General features: G+C 62.4%; 16 protein-coding genes and 1 other annotated feature. Of the genes, 7 read left to right on the top strand and 9 right to left on the bottom strand.

Annotated features, from left to right (window positions below; all coding sequences use genetic code 11):
* Positions 1-33: 33 nt before the first annotated feature.
* Positions 34-579, bottom strand: a complete 546-nt coding sequence (gene apt, locus MM194_RS02360) for an adenine phosphoribosyltransferase (RefSeq protein WP_033130784.1) — start codon at positions 577-579, stop codon at positions 34-36.
* 132 nt (positions 580-711) lie between these two features.
* Positions 712-1,089 carry a YbaN family protein gene (locus MM194_RS02355; protein WP_241342526.1) on the bottom strand — a complete coding sequence of 126 codons (378 nt, stop codon included), beginning with the start codon at positions 1,087-1,089 and terminating at the stop codon, positions 712-714.
* A 176-nt stretch (positions 1,090-1,265) separates the two neighbouring features.
* On the opposite strand from MM194_RS02355, the gene dusC reads away from it, so the two are divergent.
* Both dusC and MM194_RS02345 read left to right on the top strand, forming a co-directional pair.
* Entirely contained in the window at positions 1,266-2,210 is a 945-nt protein-coding gene (gene dusC / locus MM194_RS02350; protein ID WP_033130782.1) for a tRNA dihydrouridine(16) synthase DusC, read from the top strand.
* A 96-nt stretch (positions 2,211-2,306) separates the two neighbouring features.
* On the top strand, positions 2,307-2,675 hold the full coding sequence (locus tag MM194_RS02345) for a conjugal transfer protein TraR (RefSeq protein WP_241342542.1): 369 nt from the start codon (positions 2,307-2,309) through the stop codon (positions 2,673-2,675).
* A 267-nt stretch (positions 2,676-2,942) separates the two neighbouring features.
* Here the strand turns inward: MM194_RS02345 and rnd are convergent, their stop codons facing one another.
* From rnd to MM194_RS02310, 7 genes are all read right to left on the bottom strand, one after another.
* Entirely contained in the window at positions 2,943-4,055 is a 1,113-nt protein-coding gene (rnd, locus tag MM194_RS02340; protein ID WP_241342525.1) for a ribonuclease D, read from the bottom strand.
* A 91-nt stretch (positions 4,056-4,146) separates the two neighbouring features.
* The gene (gene fadD, locus MM194_RS02335; RefSeq protein ID WP_152599344.1) at positions 4,147-5,823 is read right to left on the bottom strand and encodes a long-chain-fatty-acid--CoA ligase FadD; all 1,677 of its coding nucleotides are present in this window, start codon (positions 5,821-5,823) and stop codon (positions 4,147-4,149) included.
* 196 nt (positions 5,824-6,019) lie between these two features.
* The gene (locus tag MM194_RS02330) at positions 6,020-6,859 is read right to left on the bottom strand and encodes an alpha/beta hydrolase (protein ID WP_241342524.1); all 840 of its coding nucleotides are present in this window, start codon (positions 6,857-6,859) and stop codon (positions 6,020-6,022) included.
* A 2-nt stretch (positions 6,860-6,861) separates the two neighbouring features.
* Positions 6,862-7,380: a Slp family lipoprotein gene (locus MM194_RS02325; protein WP_241342523.1), complete on the bottom strand. Its 519-nt coding sequence runs from the start codon at positions 7,378-7,380 to the stop codon at positions 6,862-6,864.
* A 67-nt stretch (positions 7,381-7,447) separates the two neighbouring features.
* Positions 7,448-8,149, bottom strand: a complete 702-nt coding sequence (gene tsaB / locus MM194_RS02320; protein ID WP_241342522.1) for a tRNA (adenosine(37)-N6)-threonylcarbamoyltransferase complex dimerization subunit type 1 TsaB — start codon at positions 8,147-8,149, stop codon at positions 7,448-7,450.
* 220 nt (positions 8,150-8,369) lie between these two features.
* Positions 8,370-10,280, bottom strand: a complete 1,911-nt coding sequence (locus MM194_RS02315; RefSeq protein WP_241342521.1) for an ATP-dependent DNA helicase — start codon at positions 10,278-10,280, stop codon at positions 8,370-8,372.
* 66 nt (positions 10,281-10,346) lie between these two features.
* Complete coding sequence (locus tag MM194_RS02310) at positions 10,347-10,592, bottom strand: hypothetical protein (protein WP_033131742.1); 246 nt, start codon at positions 10,590-10,592, stop codon at positions 10,347-10,349.
* A gap of 185 nt (positions 10,593-10,777) precedes the next feature.
* Positions 10,778-10,902: a sequence feature (His leader region), on the top strand.
* 30 nt (positions 10,903-10,932) lie between these two features.
* Here MM194_RS02310 and hisG point away from each other — a divergent pair.
* From hisG to hisH, 5 genes are read left to right on the top strand one after another with little or no spacing between them, the layout of a single operon-like run.
* Positions 10,933-11,829 (top strand): ATP phosphoribosyltransferase, encoded by an 897-nt coding sequence (hisG, locus tag MM194_RS02305; RefSeq protein WP_241342520.1) that lies wholly within the window; start codon positions 10,933-10,935, stop codon positions 11,827-11,829.
* Between the two features lie 12 nt (positions 11,830-11,841).
* Entirely contained in the window at positions 11,842-13,155 is a 1,314-nt protein-coding gene (gene hisD, locus MM194_RS02300) for a histidinol dehydrogenase (protein ID WP_033131744.1), read from the top strand.
* The gene (hisC, locus tag MM194_RS02295; protein WP_033131745.1) at positions 13,152-14,249 is read left to right on the top strand and encodes a histidinol-phosphate transaminase; all 1,098 of its coding nucleotides are present in this window, start codon (positions 13,152-13,154) and stop codon (positions 14,247-14,249) included. Before hisD ends, hisC begins: the two co-directional genes overlap by 4 nt.
* Positions 14,250-14,263: 14 nt before the next feature.
* Entirely contained in the window at positions 14,264-15,397 is a 1,134-nt protein-coding gene (gene hisB / locus MM194_RS02290) for a bifunctional histidinol-phosphatase/imidazoleglycerol-phosphate dehydratase HisB (RefSeq protein ID WP_033131746.1), read from the top strand.
* Complete coding sequence (hisH, locus tag MM194_RS02285; RefSeq protein ID WP_241342519.1) at positions 15,397-16,029, top strand: imidazole glycerol phosphate synthase subunit HisH; 633 nt, start codon at positions 15,397-15,399, stop codon at positions 16,027-16,029. The genes hisB and hisH overlap by 1 nt, the downstream gene beginning before the upstream one ends.
* The last annotated feature ends 40 nt before the right edge of the window (positions 16,030-16,069 follow it).

Here is a 16,069-nt window from a genome sequence, read left to right as displayed (position 1 = left end):
TGACGAGGCCTGCCTGTCATTCACGCCCGCGGTTTACTCGCCAGCGAGTTCAACCAGTGAGACCACCTTGACGCCAGCGGCGGTCAGGCGGGCATCACCGCCCAGCGACGGCAGGGAGATGATGAAGGCCGCATCGGCCACTTCACCGCCGGCACGACGGATGAGCTTGACGGTGGCATCGACGGTGCCGCCGGTGGCCAGCAGATCGTCCACGACCAGCACCTTGTCACCGGGGACGATGGCGTCGGTGTGCAGTTGCAGGGTGTCGGTACCGTACTCAAGGGCGTAGGACTCCTCGATGACGGCGCGGGGCAGCTTGCCCGGTTTGCGGACCGGCACGAAGCCCAAGCCCATCGCGAAGGCAACAGGGGCGCCAAAGATGAAGCCGCGGGCCTCGGTACCGACGATCTTGGTGATCCCTTGATCACGATAATGCGCAGCCAGCAGATCTATGGTGGCCTTGAAGGCCTCGGCATTCTCGATCAGGCTGGTGATGTCGCGAAACAGGATGCCCGGCTTCGGATAGTCGGGGATGGTCTTGATGCTCGCTTCGATAAACTTCAGGGTATCCGGATTCATTGTTTGACCGCTTATTTTTTGAGCCCTGCAGTGGCGTCTAGTGTGATGTCCGCCAGGGGGCAATAAAAAGGCCCGTCACGCAAAAATGACGAGCCGACTCCATAGCATTATTGCTGCAATAGCTTAGGGATTTCACTTCTCCATTGCAACTGGCTCCAGCACCGGCAAACGCATTAACCAGGTGAGCAGGATCACCATTATGGCAACGAGCAGCAACCGCACCCAGAGCATGGGCACCACCAGCAGCGACACCGAGAAGGAGAGCAGAATGAAGACGATGGCCCGGCGCCGGGCATGGCGACGAATGCCGCGATACTGCTGCCAGTCAGCGATGGGCGGCCCGAACCAGGGGTGCGCCAGCAGCCAGCGATGGAAACGGGGGGACGAGCGGGCAAACAGCGCCGCCGCCAGCAGCATGAAGGGCGTGGTCGGCAGCAGTGGCAACACTATCCCGACAATACCCGTGGCGAAGGCCAACCAGCCAAGGGCCATCAAACACCAACGCTTCATCTGTACTCCTCTCGAATGCACCCAGCCCTAGCCTAACAGAGTTGGCCCAGAAGCTGACAGCCTGGCCCATGCGGCGGCAGTCGATTAGGCCCATCGAGTGGGCAGACGGCTGACAACGCCGCCCATTGCCACTACAATCTGCGCTCTTTTTTCTCCCCTTGTCTTCGGAAGCAGCTATGCGCGTTATTTTGGCCCCCATGCAGGGGGTGCTGGATCACCTGATGCGGGAGGTTCTCACCTCCGTCAACGATTACGACCTCTGTGTCAGCGAGTTCATCCGGGTCGTCGATCAGCTGCTGCCCGCCAAGGTGTTCTATCGCCTCTGCCCCGAACTCAAGCAAGATGGCAAGACCCGTGCCGGCACCCCGGTGCGGGTGCAACTGCTGGGCCAGCACCCCGAATGGCTGGCCGAGAACGCGGTGCGCGCCATCGAGCTCGGCTCCCCCGGGGTCGATCTCAACTTTGGCTGCCCCGCCCCCACGGTCAACAAGAGCAAGGGCGGCGCCGTGCTGCTCAAGGAGCCCGAGACCGTCTATCGCATCGTCAAGGCGGTGCGTGAGGCGGTGCCTGCCCATCTGCCGGTCAGCGCCAAGATCCGGCTGGGGTATGACGACAAGGCGCTCTATCTCGACAACGCCCAGGCGGTCTATCAGGCCGGCGCCTGCGAGCTGGCGGTGCACGCCCGCACCAAGCGGGAAGGCTACAAGGCGCCGGCCCACTGGGAATATGTGGACGCGATTCGCCGCGCCCTGCCCATTCCTGTCACCGCCAATGGCGAGATCTGGGATCACAAGGATGCCCTGACCTGCGCCCAGGTATCCGGCTGCGACGCCCTCATGGTGGGCCGTGGCGCCATCTCCCTGCCCAACCTGGCCAACGTGATGAAGACCGGCTGTGCCCACATGAGCTGGGCCGAGGTGCTGCAACTGATGGTGAGCTACACGGAGCAGGACTTGGCGAGCGAGAAGGCCGACTACTATCCCAGCCGGATCAAGCAGTGGTTCAGCTACCTCAAGCGAGAATATCCCCAGGCAGCCGAGTTATTTCAGGATATTCGTCTGCACAAGGAGACGGGACCTATCCGGGAAGCACTGCTGCACGCCGCGAAAACTGTGAGCTAACCACCCTTTACTTGACTCATGTCATCTTGATAATTCACTCGCTTCCCTATACTGGCCGAGTTTTATAATTCGTCTATGGAGGCTCCTGTGTGTGAAATGACGCAAGCCCAGTTGGCCGAATGGCGCGAGCGCCTGCTGACCGACTGGGCGCAAGTAAGAGAAGAGCTGATCGATCGGCTCAAGGCCAGTCGGCGAGACGACTGGGCTGAGAAGGTGGGTCATTGTGAGCGTGACCAGCTGGTGGAGCTGACCAGTTGCCTCGATCTGCCGAAGGTGGAGCAGAGCGTGGCCAGCCTCAAGCGGATCGACGCCGCCCTCTGCCAGATGGATCTGGGCCTCTATGGCCTCTGCTCCGATTGCGAAGAGCCGCTGGCCATCGCCCAGCTCGAGCAGGATCCGACCCTGCAACGCTGCCCACGCTGTGATACCCGCTATCGCAAGGGATTCCACGCCCACGAACTCTGATGGGGCACCGTCTGTGCCCCTCATGACCTCCCCCTCCCCCTCCCCCCGACTTCCCTCCCCCCGCGTCCGTTGCCACGCCCGCAGCAGCATCTCTATCTGGATGTTCTGTCATTTTACAGTTGACCCACCTGCCACTGACTCTTCTGACAATAGAAAAGGGAAGCCACAGGCTTCCCTTTCAATTATTTATTTTTCTCATCCACTCCCGACACAATCCCCCGGGGCAGAGTGTTGCACCCGTGGCGGCCAGGTCTTGCAGAGGGGCGACTACTGGGCCAGCAGGTGACCCACCAGTTCAAGGCGCCAGCCTTGCAGCAGCATGGGTTTGTCGGCACGGGCGCGCTCTTCGTCGCTCATCCGCCAGCTCCAGGTGAAGTACTGGTGAATGATCTTCTTGCTCGCCACCAGCTCGGGCGGGATGTTGTGGGCCTTGGCCTTCTCTTCCACCATGGCCTTGATGCGCTTGAGCTCGGCCTTGTACTGGGGGTAGTCCACCAGTCGGCGAATGGGCTCGGGCCAGCTGTCCGACGCACTCTGCTGGGCCGACGCAACGATATCCAGCATCCGCTTGCCGTGGATCTTGATCTCGATGGGCGCCAGTCCCAACTCGTTGAGGTCGCGCAGGGAGGTCGGCTTGCGCTCCGCCACCTTGAACAGGTGCAGCTCCTTGACCACGAAGTTGAGGGCCAGATCCCGGCGCACCGCCTCCTGCTGGCGCCAGGCGGCCAGCTCGCGCAGGATGGCGAGTTCACGGCGCCCCAGTTGCCAGGCGTTGATGATCTCGAGGTAGGCCTGACGGGGATCGCTGCCCTGGGTCTTGCGGGCACAGTGGTTCTGGCACTCCTGCTCGAACCAGGCCTCTTTACCGCTGTCGCGCAGTGCCGCCATCACCTTGTCGTAGAGCGGCATCAGATAGAACACATCGGCCGCCGCGTATTCCAGCTGACGGTCGGTGAGCGGGCGGGCCAGCCAGTCGGTGCGGGCCTGATCCTTTTCCAGCTCCACGCCGAGGAACTCCTTGACCAGGGCACCGAAGCCCACCGAGACGCCGTGACCCAGGAAGGCCGTCGCCAGCTGGGTGTCGTGCATCAGATTGGGCAGGTGGCCAGCCTGATGCTGGATGAGCTCCAGATCTTCGCCGGAGGCATGCAGTATGGCGATCTGCCCAGCCCGGCCGAGTCGCTGCCAGAGTCCGGACAAGTCCAGGGTCAGGGGATCCAGCAGCGCCAGTTGATGGCCATCATAGATTTGGAACAGACCGAGTTGGGGATAGTAGGTACGGGTGCGAACGAATTCGGTATCGATGGCCAGAGGAACATCGGCCAGGGAAGCGAGATACTGTTCCAGTTCGGCTTGCTGAGAAATGAGTTGATATTGCATCGTTACCTGCACCTTGGTCGGAAGTCGGGACCCGGAAAGAAAAAACCGTGGGCTGACCCACGGTTTTGCATGACATCAAGCTGTCTGCCCGCTATTGCTTGGCAATTTCCTCGTCGCGCAGTACGCGGCGCAAGATCTTGCCCACATTGGTCTTGGGAAGTTCGTCACGAAATTCTACCAGTTTCGGTACCTTATAGGCAGTCAGATGTTTGCGGCAGTGCGCAATAATCTCGCCCTCCAGCAGGGTTGCATCTTTCTTGACCACGAAGATCTTCACCAGCTCGCCGGACACCTTGTGGGGCACCCCCACGGCGGCCACTTCCAGCACCTTGGGGTGCAGCGCCACCACGTCTTCTATCTCGTTGGGATAGACGTTGAAGCCGGAGACCAGGATCATGTCCTTCTTGCGATCGACGATCTTGAAGAAGCCCTGCTCATCGCACACGGCGATGTCGCCGGTACAGAGCCAGCCATCCTGCATCACCTCGGCGGTCGCCTCCGGGCGCTGCCAGTAGCCGGTCATCACCTGGGGTCCGCGCACCTGCATCTCGCCAGGGGCGCCGAGCGCGGTGATCACCTGGCCGGCATCGTCCACCAGGCGGATCTCGGTGGAGCAGACCGGCAGGCCGATGGAGCCGTTATAGTCCACCAGATCGTAAGGGCAGACGCTCACCAGGGGCGAGCATTCGGTCAGGCCATAGCCTTCCAGCAGCGGGGTATCGGTCAGCGCCTTCCACTGCTCGGCCACCGCCCGCTGCACCGCCATGCCGCCGCCTATGGTCAGTTTCAAACCGGAGAAGTCCATGCTCTGGAATTCGCCGTTGTTGACCAAGGCATTGAACAGGGTGTTGACCCCTGTGATGCAGGTGAAGGGGTACTTCTTGATCTCTTTGACGAAGCCAGGGATGTCACGCGGGTTGCTGATGAGCAGGTTGTAGCCGCCCAGGCGCATGAACAGCAGGCAGTTCACGGTCAGGGCGAACACGTGGTAGAGCGGCAGCGCGGTGACCACAAACTCCTTGCCCCGCTCCAGCACAGGACCATAGACGCCGAGGCACTGCTCGACGTTGGCAATCATGTTGCGGTGGGTCAGCATGGCGCCCTTGGAGAGGCCCGTGGTGCCGCCGGTGTATTGCAGGAAGGCGATGTCCTGGTTGCTGATTTCGGGCTTGATGTATTGCAGGTAGCGACCCTTGGCCAGCGCCTGGCGCATGGTGCTGGCGTGGGGCAGGTTGTATTTGGGCACCAGCTTCTTGACGTATTTGACCACGAAGTTGACGATCGTGCCCTTGGCCAGCCCCAGGTTGTCCCCCATCCGGGTCAGGATCACGTGTTTGACCGGGGTGTCGTAGACCACCTTTTCCAGGGTATGGGCGAAGTTGGAGACGATGACGATGGCCTTGGCGCCGGAGTCCTTGAGCTGATGCTCCAGCTCGCGCGGGGTATAGAGCGGGTTGACGTTCACCACCGTCATGCCGGCCCGCAGTATGCCGAACACGGCGATGGGGTATTGCAGCAGGTTTGGCATCATCACCGCCACCCTGTCCCCCTTGCCGAGCTTGAGCTCGTTTTGCAGGTAGGCGGCGAAGGCGCGAGACTGCTCCTCCAGCCGGCGATAGGTGATGGTCTGCCCCATGTTGACGAAGGCGGGCTGATCGGCAAACTGGGTCACCGACTCCTCAAACATCTCTACCAGAGAGCCGTATTGGTCTGGATTGATCTCGGCGGGGACTCCTTCCGGATAACGCTTAAGCCAGACTTTGTCCACGAACTTCTCCTGCATAACTAGCACCTGTGCGCTCACTGTGTTGCCTCCGTCCCTGTCCACATCTATTTCAATCAATTGTTTTAAGCTCAAGCTCTAATGCCGCCATATTTACATAAGGCAACATCGATTAACAGCAAATTAACAACGAGAAGTGTGAGGGAGAAAGCAAACCTGACATGATTCAAAGCCGGCGATCCTACCGGATCTGACAGAAGTTTTCGATATAAACGGCGGTTTTGGCCGAATTTTCCATATGGAAGTGATGATTTCCCGCCACCTGTACCATTTCAATCTGGCCAAAGGCCGGCCCCCGCAACTGCCACTGCGTCAGCAGACTCTGGAACCCCTGCTCGCCACGGATGAAGAGCACAGGGCAGGCGATGGCCCGGATCAGCGCCTGGGCCTGGCCTTCGCTCATGCGCATGGGCGAGAGATCCCGCAGACGGGGATCGCTGCGCCAATGCAGCCGCCCATCCCGCGCCTCCAGCTGGCGCTCGCAGATAAGGCGCGCCGCCGCCGGGGAGATGTCCGCCACCTTGCAGCGGGCCGCCACCGCCTCGTCGAGGGAGGCAAACCCACTGGACGCTCGCTCGCGAGTGCGGCTGCGATTGAGAATGGCCCGCCGCAGCTGGGCAGGCACCTCCTCATCGGGTTGGCTGAGCGGCCCCAGCCCCTCCAGCAGGATGAGCCGCACTATCTGCTCGGGGAAGACACCGGCATAGGCGCTGGCGATCAGGGCCCCGAGAGAGTGGCCGAGCAAGGTGAAGCGCTGCCAGCCCGCAGCCTGGGCAATCTGATGGAGATCGTCGAGCCAGTCGACGAAGACATAGGGGGTGGCTTTGTGATCCGAATGACCGTGTCCCGGCAGATCGACGCAGACCAGGTGGCACTCATCGAGATGGGGGGCAAGGGGCAGGAAGCTGGCGCCGTTGTCGAGCCAGCCGTGCAGGGCAATGACCAGGGGCTTGCCCTGCCGGCCGTTATCCAGCAGGGCGATGCGTCGTCCGTCGGCCAGGGTGAGGAAGCGCTCTTCCATCGTCACCAGCGGGAGTAGTGGCGTCTTGGCCAGAAGGGATCATAGAAGGGGTCGTAGAAGTAGGGGTCCATGTAGCGGATCTCCACCTCCTTCACCGGCGGCCACAGCTTGCTGGCGGTGACCTTGAGCACAGAGAAACGATACTTGTGATCCCCTATCTGGCTGTCCACCGGCTTGTCCAGGGTGCCGAGCACCGTCAGGCTGCGTCCCTTGGCATAGAGCGTCGGATCCACAAAACCCTTCATGACGGCCAGAAAACGCCCCGGGCTCTGTTCCGTCTGGGTCGGCACGCCGTTGGCTTTTAGCGGCAGATAAACCACCTCGATGATGCTCTGATCCTGCTCGTTGTGCACCGCCGAGATAACGCCGCTCCAGCGCGCGGGCTTGCCCTCCATCCCCTGCAGGGCAGGTTGATAGGCCACCAGCTGGCTTTCCGGCTCATAGGCCAGCTCCTTGGGCAACGAGCTGCAGCCGCCGAGCAGCAGCCCCGTCAGGCCCAGCATGATCACGCGTTTCATCATTTGCCTCTCCTTGTCCGCGCCGTCCACCTTCACTCGCTGGCGTCGAGTCGCGGCTCGCCGTTGGATGTCACTCGCGACCCGGCAGCTTTTTCCAGGTCACCTTGTCGCGCAAATATACCGGTGTGGCCTGCTCCACAGCGACCGCCTCCCCCGCCAGCCAGGCGGCCCGAGCCAAAGGCAGCATGTCGACCGCCGCCGGGAAGCGCACCTGGCTCACCGCCAGTTCGTCAGCCAGGGCGTTCAGCGTCTCGCCATAGGTTTCAAAGCCGGTCCCGACGCAGCTCAGGCTGCCTGCCAGCTCGCCGCGCGCTTCAATCAGGGCGGCGGGATCGCTCACCACTTCCTCCCCCACCAGTTGCATGCGGCCATCACACAGCTCGTAGTGGCCGAAATAGACTTCGTTCATCCGTGCATCTATGGCGGTCAGCACCCGCTCGGCGCCGTCGAGACGATGAGCCCCCTGGGCCATGGCAGCCAGGGTGGAGATGCCGATGAGCGGCACGCCGGCGCCAAAGGCGAGCCCCTGGGCCACGCTGATCCCGATGCGCACGCCGGTAAAGGAGCCCGGTCCACGCCCGAAGGCGATGGCGTCGAGCTCAGTCAACGATAGACCGGCCTCGTCTAACACAGCCTGAACCATGGGCAGGATTTTTTGGGTGTGATCCCGCGGCGCCTCTTCCCAACGGGAGAACAGCTTGTCGCCCACCAGCAGGGCGGCGGAGCAGGCTTCGGTGGCGGTATCAACGGCCAGGATCTTCAACTCGGTCATGGGTTCCAATCTCTATAAATCAGTCAATGACATAACGTGCAAGCGGGATCTGCTCACCCGTTTTCTTAACATGGCAAATCGGTCAATCGCTAGCCACCCGGCAGCATCACAGGTCGAATGCAGAGCGCGCCGGGTACGCGGCCAGTCAGGCTCAAGCGCCCCGCTCGACAAAGCTTCCCTGGGTCGCCAGCTTCCGCATTCGGGGAAATAACCGGCAGACTCATTCGCCCCGGTCAAAGAAACTCCCCAACGACCCTAGCTCCCGGGTGCGAGGGATGGCGGGCAGGCTCTTGATGAAGGTGGCGCCATAGGGTTTGTTGACCATGCGCGGATCACAGATCACCAGCACGCCGTGATCCCTGCGATCACGGATAAGCCGCCCCACGCCCTGCTTGAGGGCGATCACCGCCTTGGGCAGCTGGATGTCGGCGAAGGGATCCCCGCCCTTGAGCTTGCAGTCGTCGACCCGCGCCTTGAGCAGAGGGTCGTCGGGACTGGCAAACGGCAGCTTGTCGATGATAACACAGGACAATGCGGCGCCCCGTACGTCTATCCCCTCCCAGAAACTGCTGGTCGCCACCAGCACGGCGCGGCCGTTCTCCACGAAGGTCTTGAGCAGCCGCTGCTTGTTGTCTTCCCCCTGCAGCAAAACGGTACGGCCAATCTCCCGGCGCAGCACCTCGGCCACCTGGCGCATCACCTGATGGCTGGTGCAGAGGAAGAAGCAGCCTCCCGGCGTCTTGTTGATGAGCGGGATCATCAAGGTCGCAAGCTGCTCACCCCGGCCAAAGGCATTGGGTTCAGGCAGGAAGCGCGGCACGCACAAGCGGGCCTGCTCGGCGTAGTCGAACGGGCTGTCGAGGATAAGCTCGGCGCTGCCAGCGAGCCCGAGCTCCGCTTTGAAGTGATCGAAGCGATTGTCCACCGTCAGGGTCGCCGAAGTGAATACCCAGGCCACCTCCGGGCGCAGCACCTCGGCGCCGAAACGCTCGGCCACCGACAGCGGGGTGAGGCTGAGGGTAAAGTGCAGCCGCGAGCAGTCGTACCAGTAGGAGAAACCGGTCTGGTTGATGGCGAGCACCTCGCCGAGCCGGGTGCGCAGCTCGCAGATCCGCTCGAAGGCGTGATCCAGCTGCTCACCGCGGCCGAGCGCGAGTTTGAGCACCTCGTAGCACAAGCCCAGCGCATCGTTGAGCCGGGCCAGCGCCTGGGCCCAGAGCGGCAGACGCAGCATGTCGCGGGTGTTGCCACGACCGCCGTCCACCCCGAAAGCGAGGCGCAAGTCCTGGCTCGCGATGGCAAGCCGGTCCGCCGCCTTGCCGAGCTGTCCCATGTCGTGGGCCTCGGCGCGATAGGCGAGCTGGATATCCTGCGCCAGATCCGAGATGGTGCGGCTGCCTACCGACTTGCCGAAGTAGTTGGTGGCGATCTCCGGCAGCTGGTGCGCCTCGTCGAACACATAGACCTGCGCCTCGGGCACCAGCTCGCCAAATCCCGTGTCTTTCACCGCCATGTCGGCGAAGAAGAGGTGATGATTGATCACCACCACCTGGGCATCCATGGCGCGGCGGCGGGCCACCACCAGGTGACAGTCGTCGTAATAGGGGCAGTCGCGGCCGAGGCAATTCTCGTTGGTGCTGGTGATATGGGGCAGGATCTCGGCATTCTCCTGCAGCCCCGGAATGTCTCCCACATCGCCGGTCAGGGTGGCGGTGGACCAGGACTTCACCTTGACCAGATCGGTCAGCACCTCGGGCTTTTGCAGATGGGATTCGCCGAGCAGACGATTCATGCGCTCGATGCACAGGTAGTTGCTGCGTCCCTTGAGCAGGGCCACCGGCGGGGTGTAGGAGAGCGCCGCCGTGATGGTGGGCAGGTCCCGGTAGAAAAGCTGCTCCTGCAGGTTCTTGGAACCGGTGCTGATCACCACCCGCTTGCCGGATTCCAGTGCCGGCACCAGATAGGCATAGGTCTTGCCGGTGCCCGTCCCCGCCTCCACCAGCAGCCGCCCCCCGCTCTTGATGGCGCGCGCCACCGCCTCGGCCATCGCCAGTTGCGGCGCACGGGCGACAAAACCATCGATGTGGCTGGCCAGGGGGCCGTCAGGCTGGAACAGGGTCTGTATGGTCAAAGGGGAGTCCCGCGCAAAAGCGGTCATTATGCCAAAAGCGTGGCGAAAGCGGGACTGATAATGCGTTCAGACGAAGAGATCGATCTGATGGTCCGGATCCGGCTTGTGATCATCTTCCTGCACCCTTGGCTGATCACGCTTGGCCGGGTGATGCCCCTGCTGGTACTGCTGGGCGCCGCCGCCGTTGTCAGTGCCAATCTTGCGCAGCTGATGCTTCTGGCTGATTTGGGTCACCTCCCGCTTGATGTCATCGGGGCTCGGGGACGCCGGCGCCCGTGGCAAGATGGGGAATAACAGGTCCTGGCTGGGCATAGTGATCACTCCTCAGGCTATCTTGTTTAGTTATCGACCAGAAAACCGTTTTCTCCACTTTAATCGGGCAAATCACAATTTCAGGTTGCATTTTCTGTCAAGGCAGGTAGTTTAAATCAGGCGTCAACTACGACATCTTATTTGTAAAGGATTGATTACATGAAGTTCACCCTGCTGAAGACTCATCATCACCATCATCATCCCGACTAGTCTTTCAGGAGGTTGACTGCTGGAAGACACTTAACTGGTGACTTCCAAAAGGACCGCAAGATTCATAAACCCTCGGAAGCACACACTTCCGAGGGTTTTTTTCGTTTTTGACTAGTAAGGAAATCGAGCAATGGAAACACAACGTCTACGCATCGCCATGCAAAAGTCCGGTCGCCTGAGCCAGGACTCCCAGGCTCTGTTCAAGAGCTGCGGCCTCAAGATCAACTTGCGCGAGCAGCGCCTCATCGCCCACGTGGAGAACATGCCCATCGACATCCTGCGGGTCCGTGATGACGACATCCCGGGGCTGGTGATGGAAGGGGTGGTCGATCTTGGCATCATAGGTGAGAACGTGCTGGAAGAGGCGCAGCTCATCCGCGCTTCCCAGGGGCTGCCCGCGGAAGTGAAAACCCTCAAGCAGCTGGATTTCGGGGGCTGCCGCCTGTCGCTGGCGGTGCCGGACGATGTGGCCTACAAGGGGCCGCAAAGCCTCGCCGGCAAGCGCATCGCCACCTCCTACCCCGGTCTGCTCAAGCGTTTCTTCGACGAGCAGGGGTTGAGCTTCAAGAGCGTGATGCTGGGTGGCTCGGTGGAAGTGGCGCCGCGCGCAGGTCTGGCCGATGCCATCTGCGATCTGGTCTCCACCGGTGCGACCCTGGAGGCCAACGGCCTCAAAGAGGTGGAGGTGATCTACCGCTCCAAGGCGGTGCTGGTGCAGGCACCCAATCCATTGAACGCCGCCAAGCAGGCCATCATCGACAAGCTGTTGCCCCGCATCCAGGGCATGCAACAGGCCCGCGAAAGCAAGTACATCATGCTGCACGCCCCGAAAGACAAACTCGCCGCCATCACCGACCTGCTGCCGGGCGCCGAGCGCCCCACCATCATGCAACTGGCCGGTGACACCAATCAGGTCGCCCTGCACGTGGTATCCAGCGAGACACTGTTCTGGGAGACCATGGAGCAGCTGAAAGCCCTCGGTGCCAGCTCCATTCTGGTGCTGCCCATCGAAAAAATGATGGAATAAGGACGGGACATCATGCAGACCCTGATCTGGAAGACCCTCTCCCCCGCTCAACAGGCCGACGTGCTGACCCGGCCGGCATTGAATGACGAGGCCGACATCGGCGCCGTGGTGCAGGGCATCATTGCCGCCGTACGCGGCCGGGGAGATGAGGCCCTGCGTGAGCTCGGCCTGCGCTTCGAGCGTGCCCCCCGCGAGCAGTTGCGGGTGAGCGAAGCCGAGACGGACGCCGCCTGCGCGCGCCTCGGGGATGACATCAAAGATGCCATCAATGCCGCCATCAACAACATTCGCACCTTCCACGCAGCCCAAGTGCAGCCGATTGTGCGGGTGGAAACCCAACCCGGCGTCGTTTGTGAGCTGCGTATCCAGCCCATCAACCGGGTCGGCCTCTATGTGCCGGGGGGCAGCGCCCCGCTCCCCTCTACCGTCATGATGCTGGCCATTCCGGCCGCCATCGCCGGTTGCCGGGAAGTGGTGCTCTGCACCCCGTCCCCCGCCAGCGACGAGATCCTGTTTGCCGCCCGTGCCTGCGGCGTGCGCCAGGTGTTTGCCATCGGCGGCGCCCAGGCCATCGCCGCCATGGCCTATGGCACCCAGAGTATCCCCAAGGTGGACAAGATCTTCGGTCCGGGCAATGCCTATGTGACCGAGGCCAAGGGTCAGGTCTCCCGCGATTGGCGCGGCGCGGCCATCGACATGCCGGCCGGCCCCTCCGAGGTGCTGGTGATCGCCGACGAGAGTGCCAACCCGGCCTTCGTGGCGGCGGACCTGCTCTCCCAGGCCGAACACGGCCCGGACAGCCAGGTGGTGCTGGTCACCACCTCGCCGCGCCTGGCCGATGCCATCAGCGGGGAGATAAAGGCGCAGCTGGCCCGGCTCAGCCGCCGGGACATCGCCGCCAAGGCGCTCGGTTCAAGCCTGGTGATCCTGTGCGACAGCCTGGATGAGGCCTGCGCCATCTCCAACGCCTATGCCCCCGAGCACTTGATAGTGCAGACCGAGGCACCGCGCGACTTGCTGGACAGGCTAGAAAACGCCGGCTCCATCTTCTTGGGAGCCTGGACGCCGGAATCGGTGGGGGATTACGCCAGCGGCACCAACCACACCTTGCCGACCTACGGTTACGCGCGCACCTGCTCGAGCCTCGGGCTTGCCGATTACCAGCGCCGCTACACGGTGCAGGAGCTGAGCGCCGAGGGCATCCAGGGCCTTGGCCCCATCGTCCAGCGCATCGCCGAGGCCGAGGGGCTCGATGCCCATAAAAACGCCGTTACCCTCAGGCTGGACGCCCTCGCCACCAAGCTGCAACAAAAGGATCTGTCATGAGCATCGCCAATCTGGCTCGCCGCGTGGTGCGGGCCCTCACCCCTTATCAATCTGCTCGCCGCATCGGCGGCAATGGTCACGTCTGGCTCAACGCCAACGAGGCGCCGCTGGCCTACCCCTTCACCATCGAGGGCAGCCGCCTCAACCGCTATCCCGAGTGCCAACCGGCCGAGGTGGTGAAAGGCTACGCCACCTATGCGGGGGTGAATCCGGATCAGGTGCTGGTGAGCCGGGGCGCCGATGAGGCCATAGAGCTGCTGATCCGCACCTTCTGTGAGGCCGGAGAAGATCAGATCCTCATCTGCCCGCCGACCTACGGCATGTACGCCATCAGCGCCGAGACCTGCGGGGTCGGCATCGTCGAACAGCCATTGACCCCTAGCCGCCAGCCGGACTGGCCCGCCATCCAGGATCGCCTCTCCGACGTCAAGCTGGTGTTCCTCTGCTCCCCCAACAACCCGACCGGGGATCTGGTGGGCCGCAAGGGCCTCATCAAGCTGCTGGAGAAGGCCCGGGAGCGCGCCATCATAGTGGTGGACGAGGCCTACATCGAGTTCTGCCCGGAAAGCTCAGTGGTAGACCTGCTCGCCCGCTTCCCGAATCTGGTGGTGACCCGCACCCTCTCCAAGGCCTTTGCCCTCGCGGGCATCCGCTGCGGCTTTACCCTGGGGGATCCCGAGGTCATCGCCATGCTGGCCAAGGTGATAGCCCCCTACCCCATCCCCGAGCCCATCGCCCAGATTGCAGCCCAGGCTCTCTCCCCCATGGGGCTGGCGCTGATGCAAGAACGGGTGCAGGAGCTCAACAAGCAGAAGGCTCTCATCAAGGCCGAGCTGCTCCGGCTTGCCTGCGTGAAAGAAGTGTTCGAGGACAAGGGCAACTTCGTGCTGGTGCGCTTCGAGAATGGCGCCAGCGTGTTCGCTGCCATGAAGGCCGCCGGTATCATCTTGCGTGATTTTTCCAGCAAGCCGGGGCTCGACAACAGCATCCGCATCACCATCGGCTATCAGGGGGAGATGGATGCCGTACTCGAGGTGCTGCGCGGCCTCTGTGCCAATAACGTACCCGCCGACAAGATGTCTGCCACTCGCTGAAAAGGATGTAACCCATGAAGACCCCGTTTTTGTTTATCGACCGCGACGGCACCCTGATCGAGGAGCCGGTGACCGACAAGCAAGTGGACAGCCTCGCCAAGCTGCGCTTCGAACCCATGGTGATCCCGGTGCTGCGCGAGCTGCAGGCCGCTGGCTACGTGCTGGTGATGGTGACCAATCAGGACGGGCTCGGCACCAATAGCCTGCCCCTTGAAAATTTCCAGCCGCCCCACGACCTGATGATGCACCTGTTTGAATCACAGGGCGTGCACTGGGAACAGGTGCTGATCTGCCCGCACTTCCCAACCGACGGCTGCAGCTGCCGCAAGCCGAACCTCGGGCTGGTGAAGGAGTACCTCGCCTCGGGTCGCATCGATTTTGCCAACTCCTTCGTGATAGGCGACCGGCAGACCGACTTGCAGCTCGCCGACAACATGGGCATCCGCGGCATTCGCTACCAGCCACAAGATCACGGCTGGCTCGCCATCCGTGATCAGCTGCTCTCCAAGGGGCGTGTGGCCGAGGTGGAGCGCTACACCAAGGAGACCCGCATCCAGGTGGCGGTGGATCTCGACAAGAGCGGCGGCAACCAGATCGCCACCGGTATCGGCTTCTTCGATCACATGCTGGATCAGATAGCCACCCACGCCGGGTTCCGCCTCAAGTTGAAAGTCAGCGGCGATCTGCACATCGACGATCACCACACGGTGGAAGACGTCGGCCTCGCCCTGGGTCAGGCCCTGCGTCAGGCCCTCGGCAGCAAGCGTGGCATCGGTCGTTTCGGCTTCGTGCTGGCGATGGATGAGGTGCAGGCGGTGATCGATGGTCGTCCTCGTCACAGCGATGACGCCGCCCCCCTCACCGAGCTGGATGTGGCCACCGCGCTGGACCTGAGCGGCCGCCCCTACTTCGTGTTCGACTGCCCGAGCGGCTTTGGCCGCGACAGCGTGGGGGAGATGGCCACCGAGATGGTGCCGCACTTCTTCCGCTCCCTCTCGGACGCCATGGCCATCACCTTGCAGATGAAGGTCGGCAGCGGCAACACCCACCACCAGGTGGAGGCGCTGTTCAAGGGCTTTGGCCGCGCCCTGCGTCAGGCCATCCGGGTGGAAGGGAGCGAACTGCCCTCCAGCAAGGGGGTACTGTGATGGGTTTGAGTAAGCAAAACCTCGTCATCATCGACACTGGCTGTGCCAATTTGGCCTCGGTGCGGATGGCGTTCGAGCGTCTCGGTGTGCAGCCCCTGGTCAGCTGCAGCGCCGCCGATATCGAGGGCGCCGACAAGCTGATCCTGCCGGGAGTCGGCACCGCCGTCGCCGCCATGCGCAACCTCAACGAGCGCAATCTGGTGCCCCTTATTCGCGCCGCCAAGCAGCCGCTGCTCGGCTTCTGTCTCGGCATGCAGATGCTGGCACAAGCCTCCGAGGAGACAATGACGGGCGAGGATGACGACAGTGGCGCGCTGATCGACTGTCTCGGCATAGTGCCCGGCAAGATCCGGTTGATGGAGGTGGGCGACCTGCGTCTGCCCCACATGGGCTGGAACCAGATTGAGCACGACGAGACACACCCGCTGCTAAGCGGTATCCCGAGCGGCAGCTACTTCTACTTCGTCCATTCCTATGCCCTGGAGGTGACGGCGGCGACCCTGGCCAGCTGCGACTATGGCAGCTCCTTTACCGCCATCGTCGCGCGAGACAACTTCTTTGGCGCCCAATTCCACCCGGAGCGATCCGGCCCGGCCGGCGCCCGCCTACTGCAAAACTTTTTGGCGCTGTAACAAGGATGATTATCCCGGCAATGGATTTGATTAACGGGCA

The sequence above is a fragment of the Aeromonas sp. MR16 genome (genome assembly GCF_022549315.1).
In the GTDB taxonomy this organism is placed as follows: Bacteria; Pseudomonadota; Gammaproteobacteria; order Enterobacterales; family Aeromonadaceae; genus Aeromonas; species Aeromonas aquatica.
This window is presented reverse-complemented; position numbering and strand designations above follow the sequence as displayed.

Excerpts from the sequence above, each read along its gene's own strand:
- hisC (WP_033131745.1), top strand. The coding sequence starts at position 13,152 with ATGAGCATCGCCAATCTGGCTCGCCGCGTGGTGCGGGCCCTCACCCCT.
- hisG (WP_241342520.1), top strand. The coding sequence starts at position 10,933 with ATGGAAACACAACGTCTACGCATCGCCATGCAAAAGTCCGGTCGCCTG.
- hisD (WP_033131744.1), top strand. The coding sequence starts at position 11,842 with ATGCAGACCCTGATCTGGAAGACCCTCTCCCCCGCTCAACAGGCCGAC.
- hisB (WP_033131746.1), top strand. The coding sequence starts at position 14,264 with ATGAAGACCCCGTTTTTGTTTATCGACCGCGACGGCACCCTGATCGAG.
- apt (WP_033130784.1), bottom strand. The coding sequence starts at position 579 with ATGAATCCGGATACCCTGAAGTTTATCGAAGCGAGCATCAAGACCATC.
- rnd (WP_241342525.1), bottom strand. The coding sequence starts at position 4,055 with ATGCAATATCAACTCATTTCTCAGCAAGCCGAACTGGAACAGTATCTC.
- MM194_RS02310 (WP_033131742.1), bottom strand. The coding sequence starts at position 10,592 with ATGCCCAGCCAGGACCTGTTATTCCCCATCTTGCCACGGGCGCCGGCG.
- dusC (WP_033130782.1), top strand. The coding sequence starts at position 1,266 with ATGCGCGTTATTTTGGCCCCCATGCAGGGGGTGCTGGATCACCTGATG.
- MM194_RS02345 (WP_241342542.1), top strand. The coding sequence starts at position 2,307 with ATGACGCAAGCCCAGTTGGCCGAATGGCGCGAGCGCCTGCTGACCGAC.
- MM194_RS02355 (WP_241342526.1), bottom strand. The coding sequence starts at position 1,089 with ATGAAGCGTTGGTGTTTGATGGCCCTTGGCTGGTTGGCCTTCGCCACG.
- MM194_RS02325 (WP_241342523.1), bottom strand. The coding sequence starts at position 7,380 with ATGATGAAACGCGTGATCATGCTGGGCCTGACGGGGCTGCTGCTCGGC.
- hisH (WP_241342519.1), top strand. The coding sequence starts at position 15,397 with ATGGGTTTGAGTAAGCAAAACCTCGTCATCATCGACACTGGCTGTGCC.
- MM194_RS02330 (WP_241342524.1), bottom strand. The coding sequence starts at position 6,859 with ATGGAAGAGCGCTTCCTCACCCTGGCCGACGGACGACGCATCGCCCTG.
- tsaB (WP_241342522.1), bottom strand. The coding sequence starts at position 8,149 with ATGACCGAGTTGAAGATCCTGGCCGTTGATACCGCCACCGAAGCCTGC.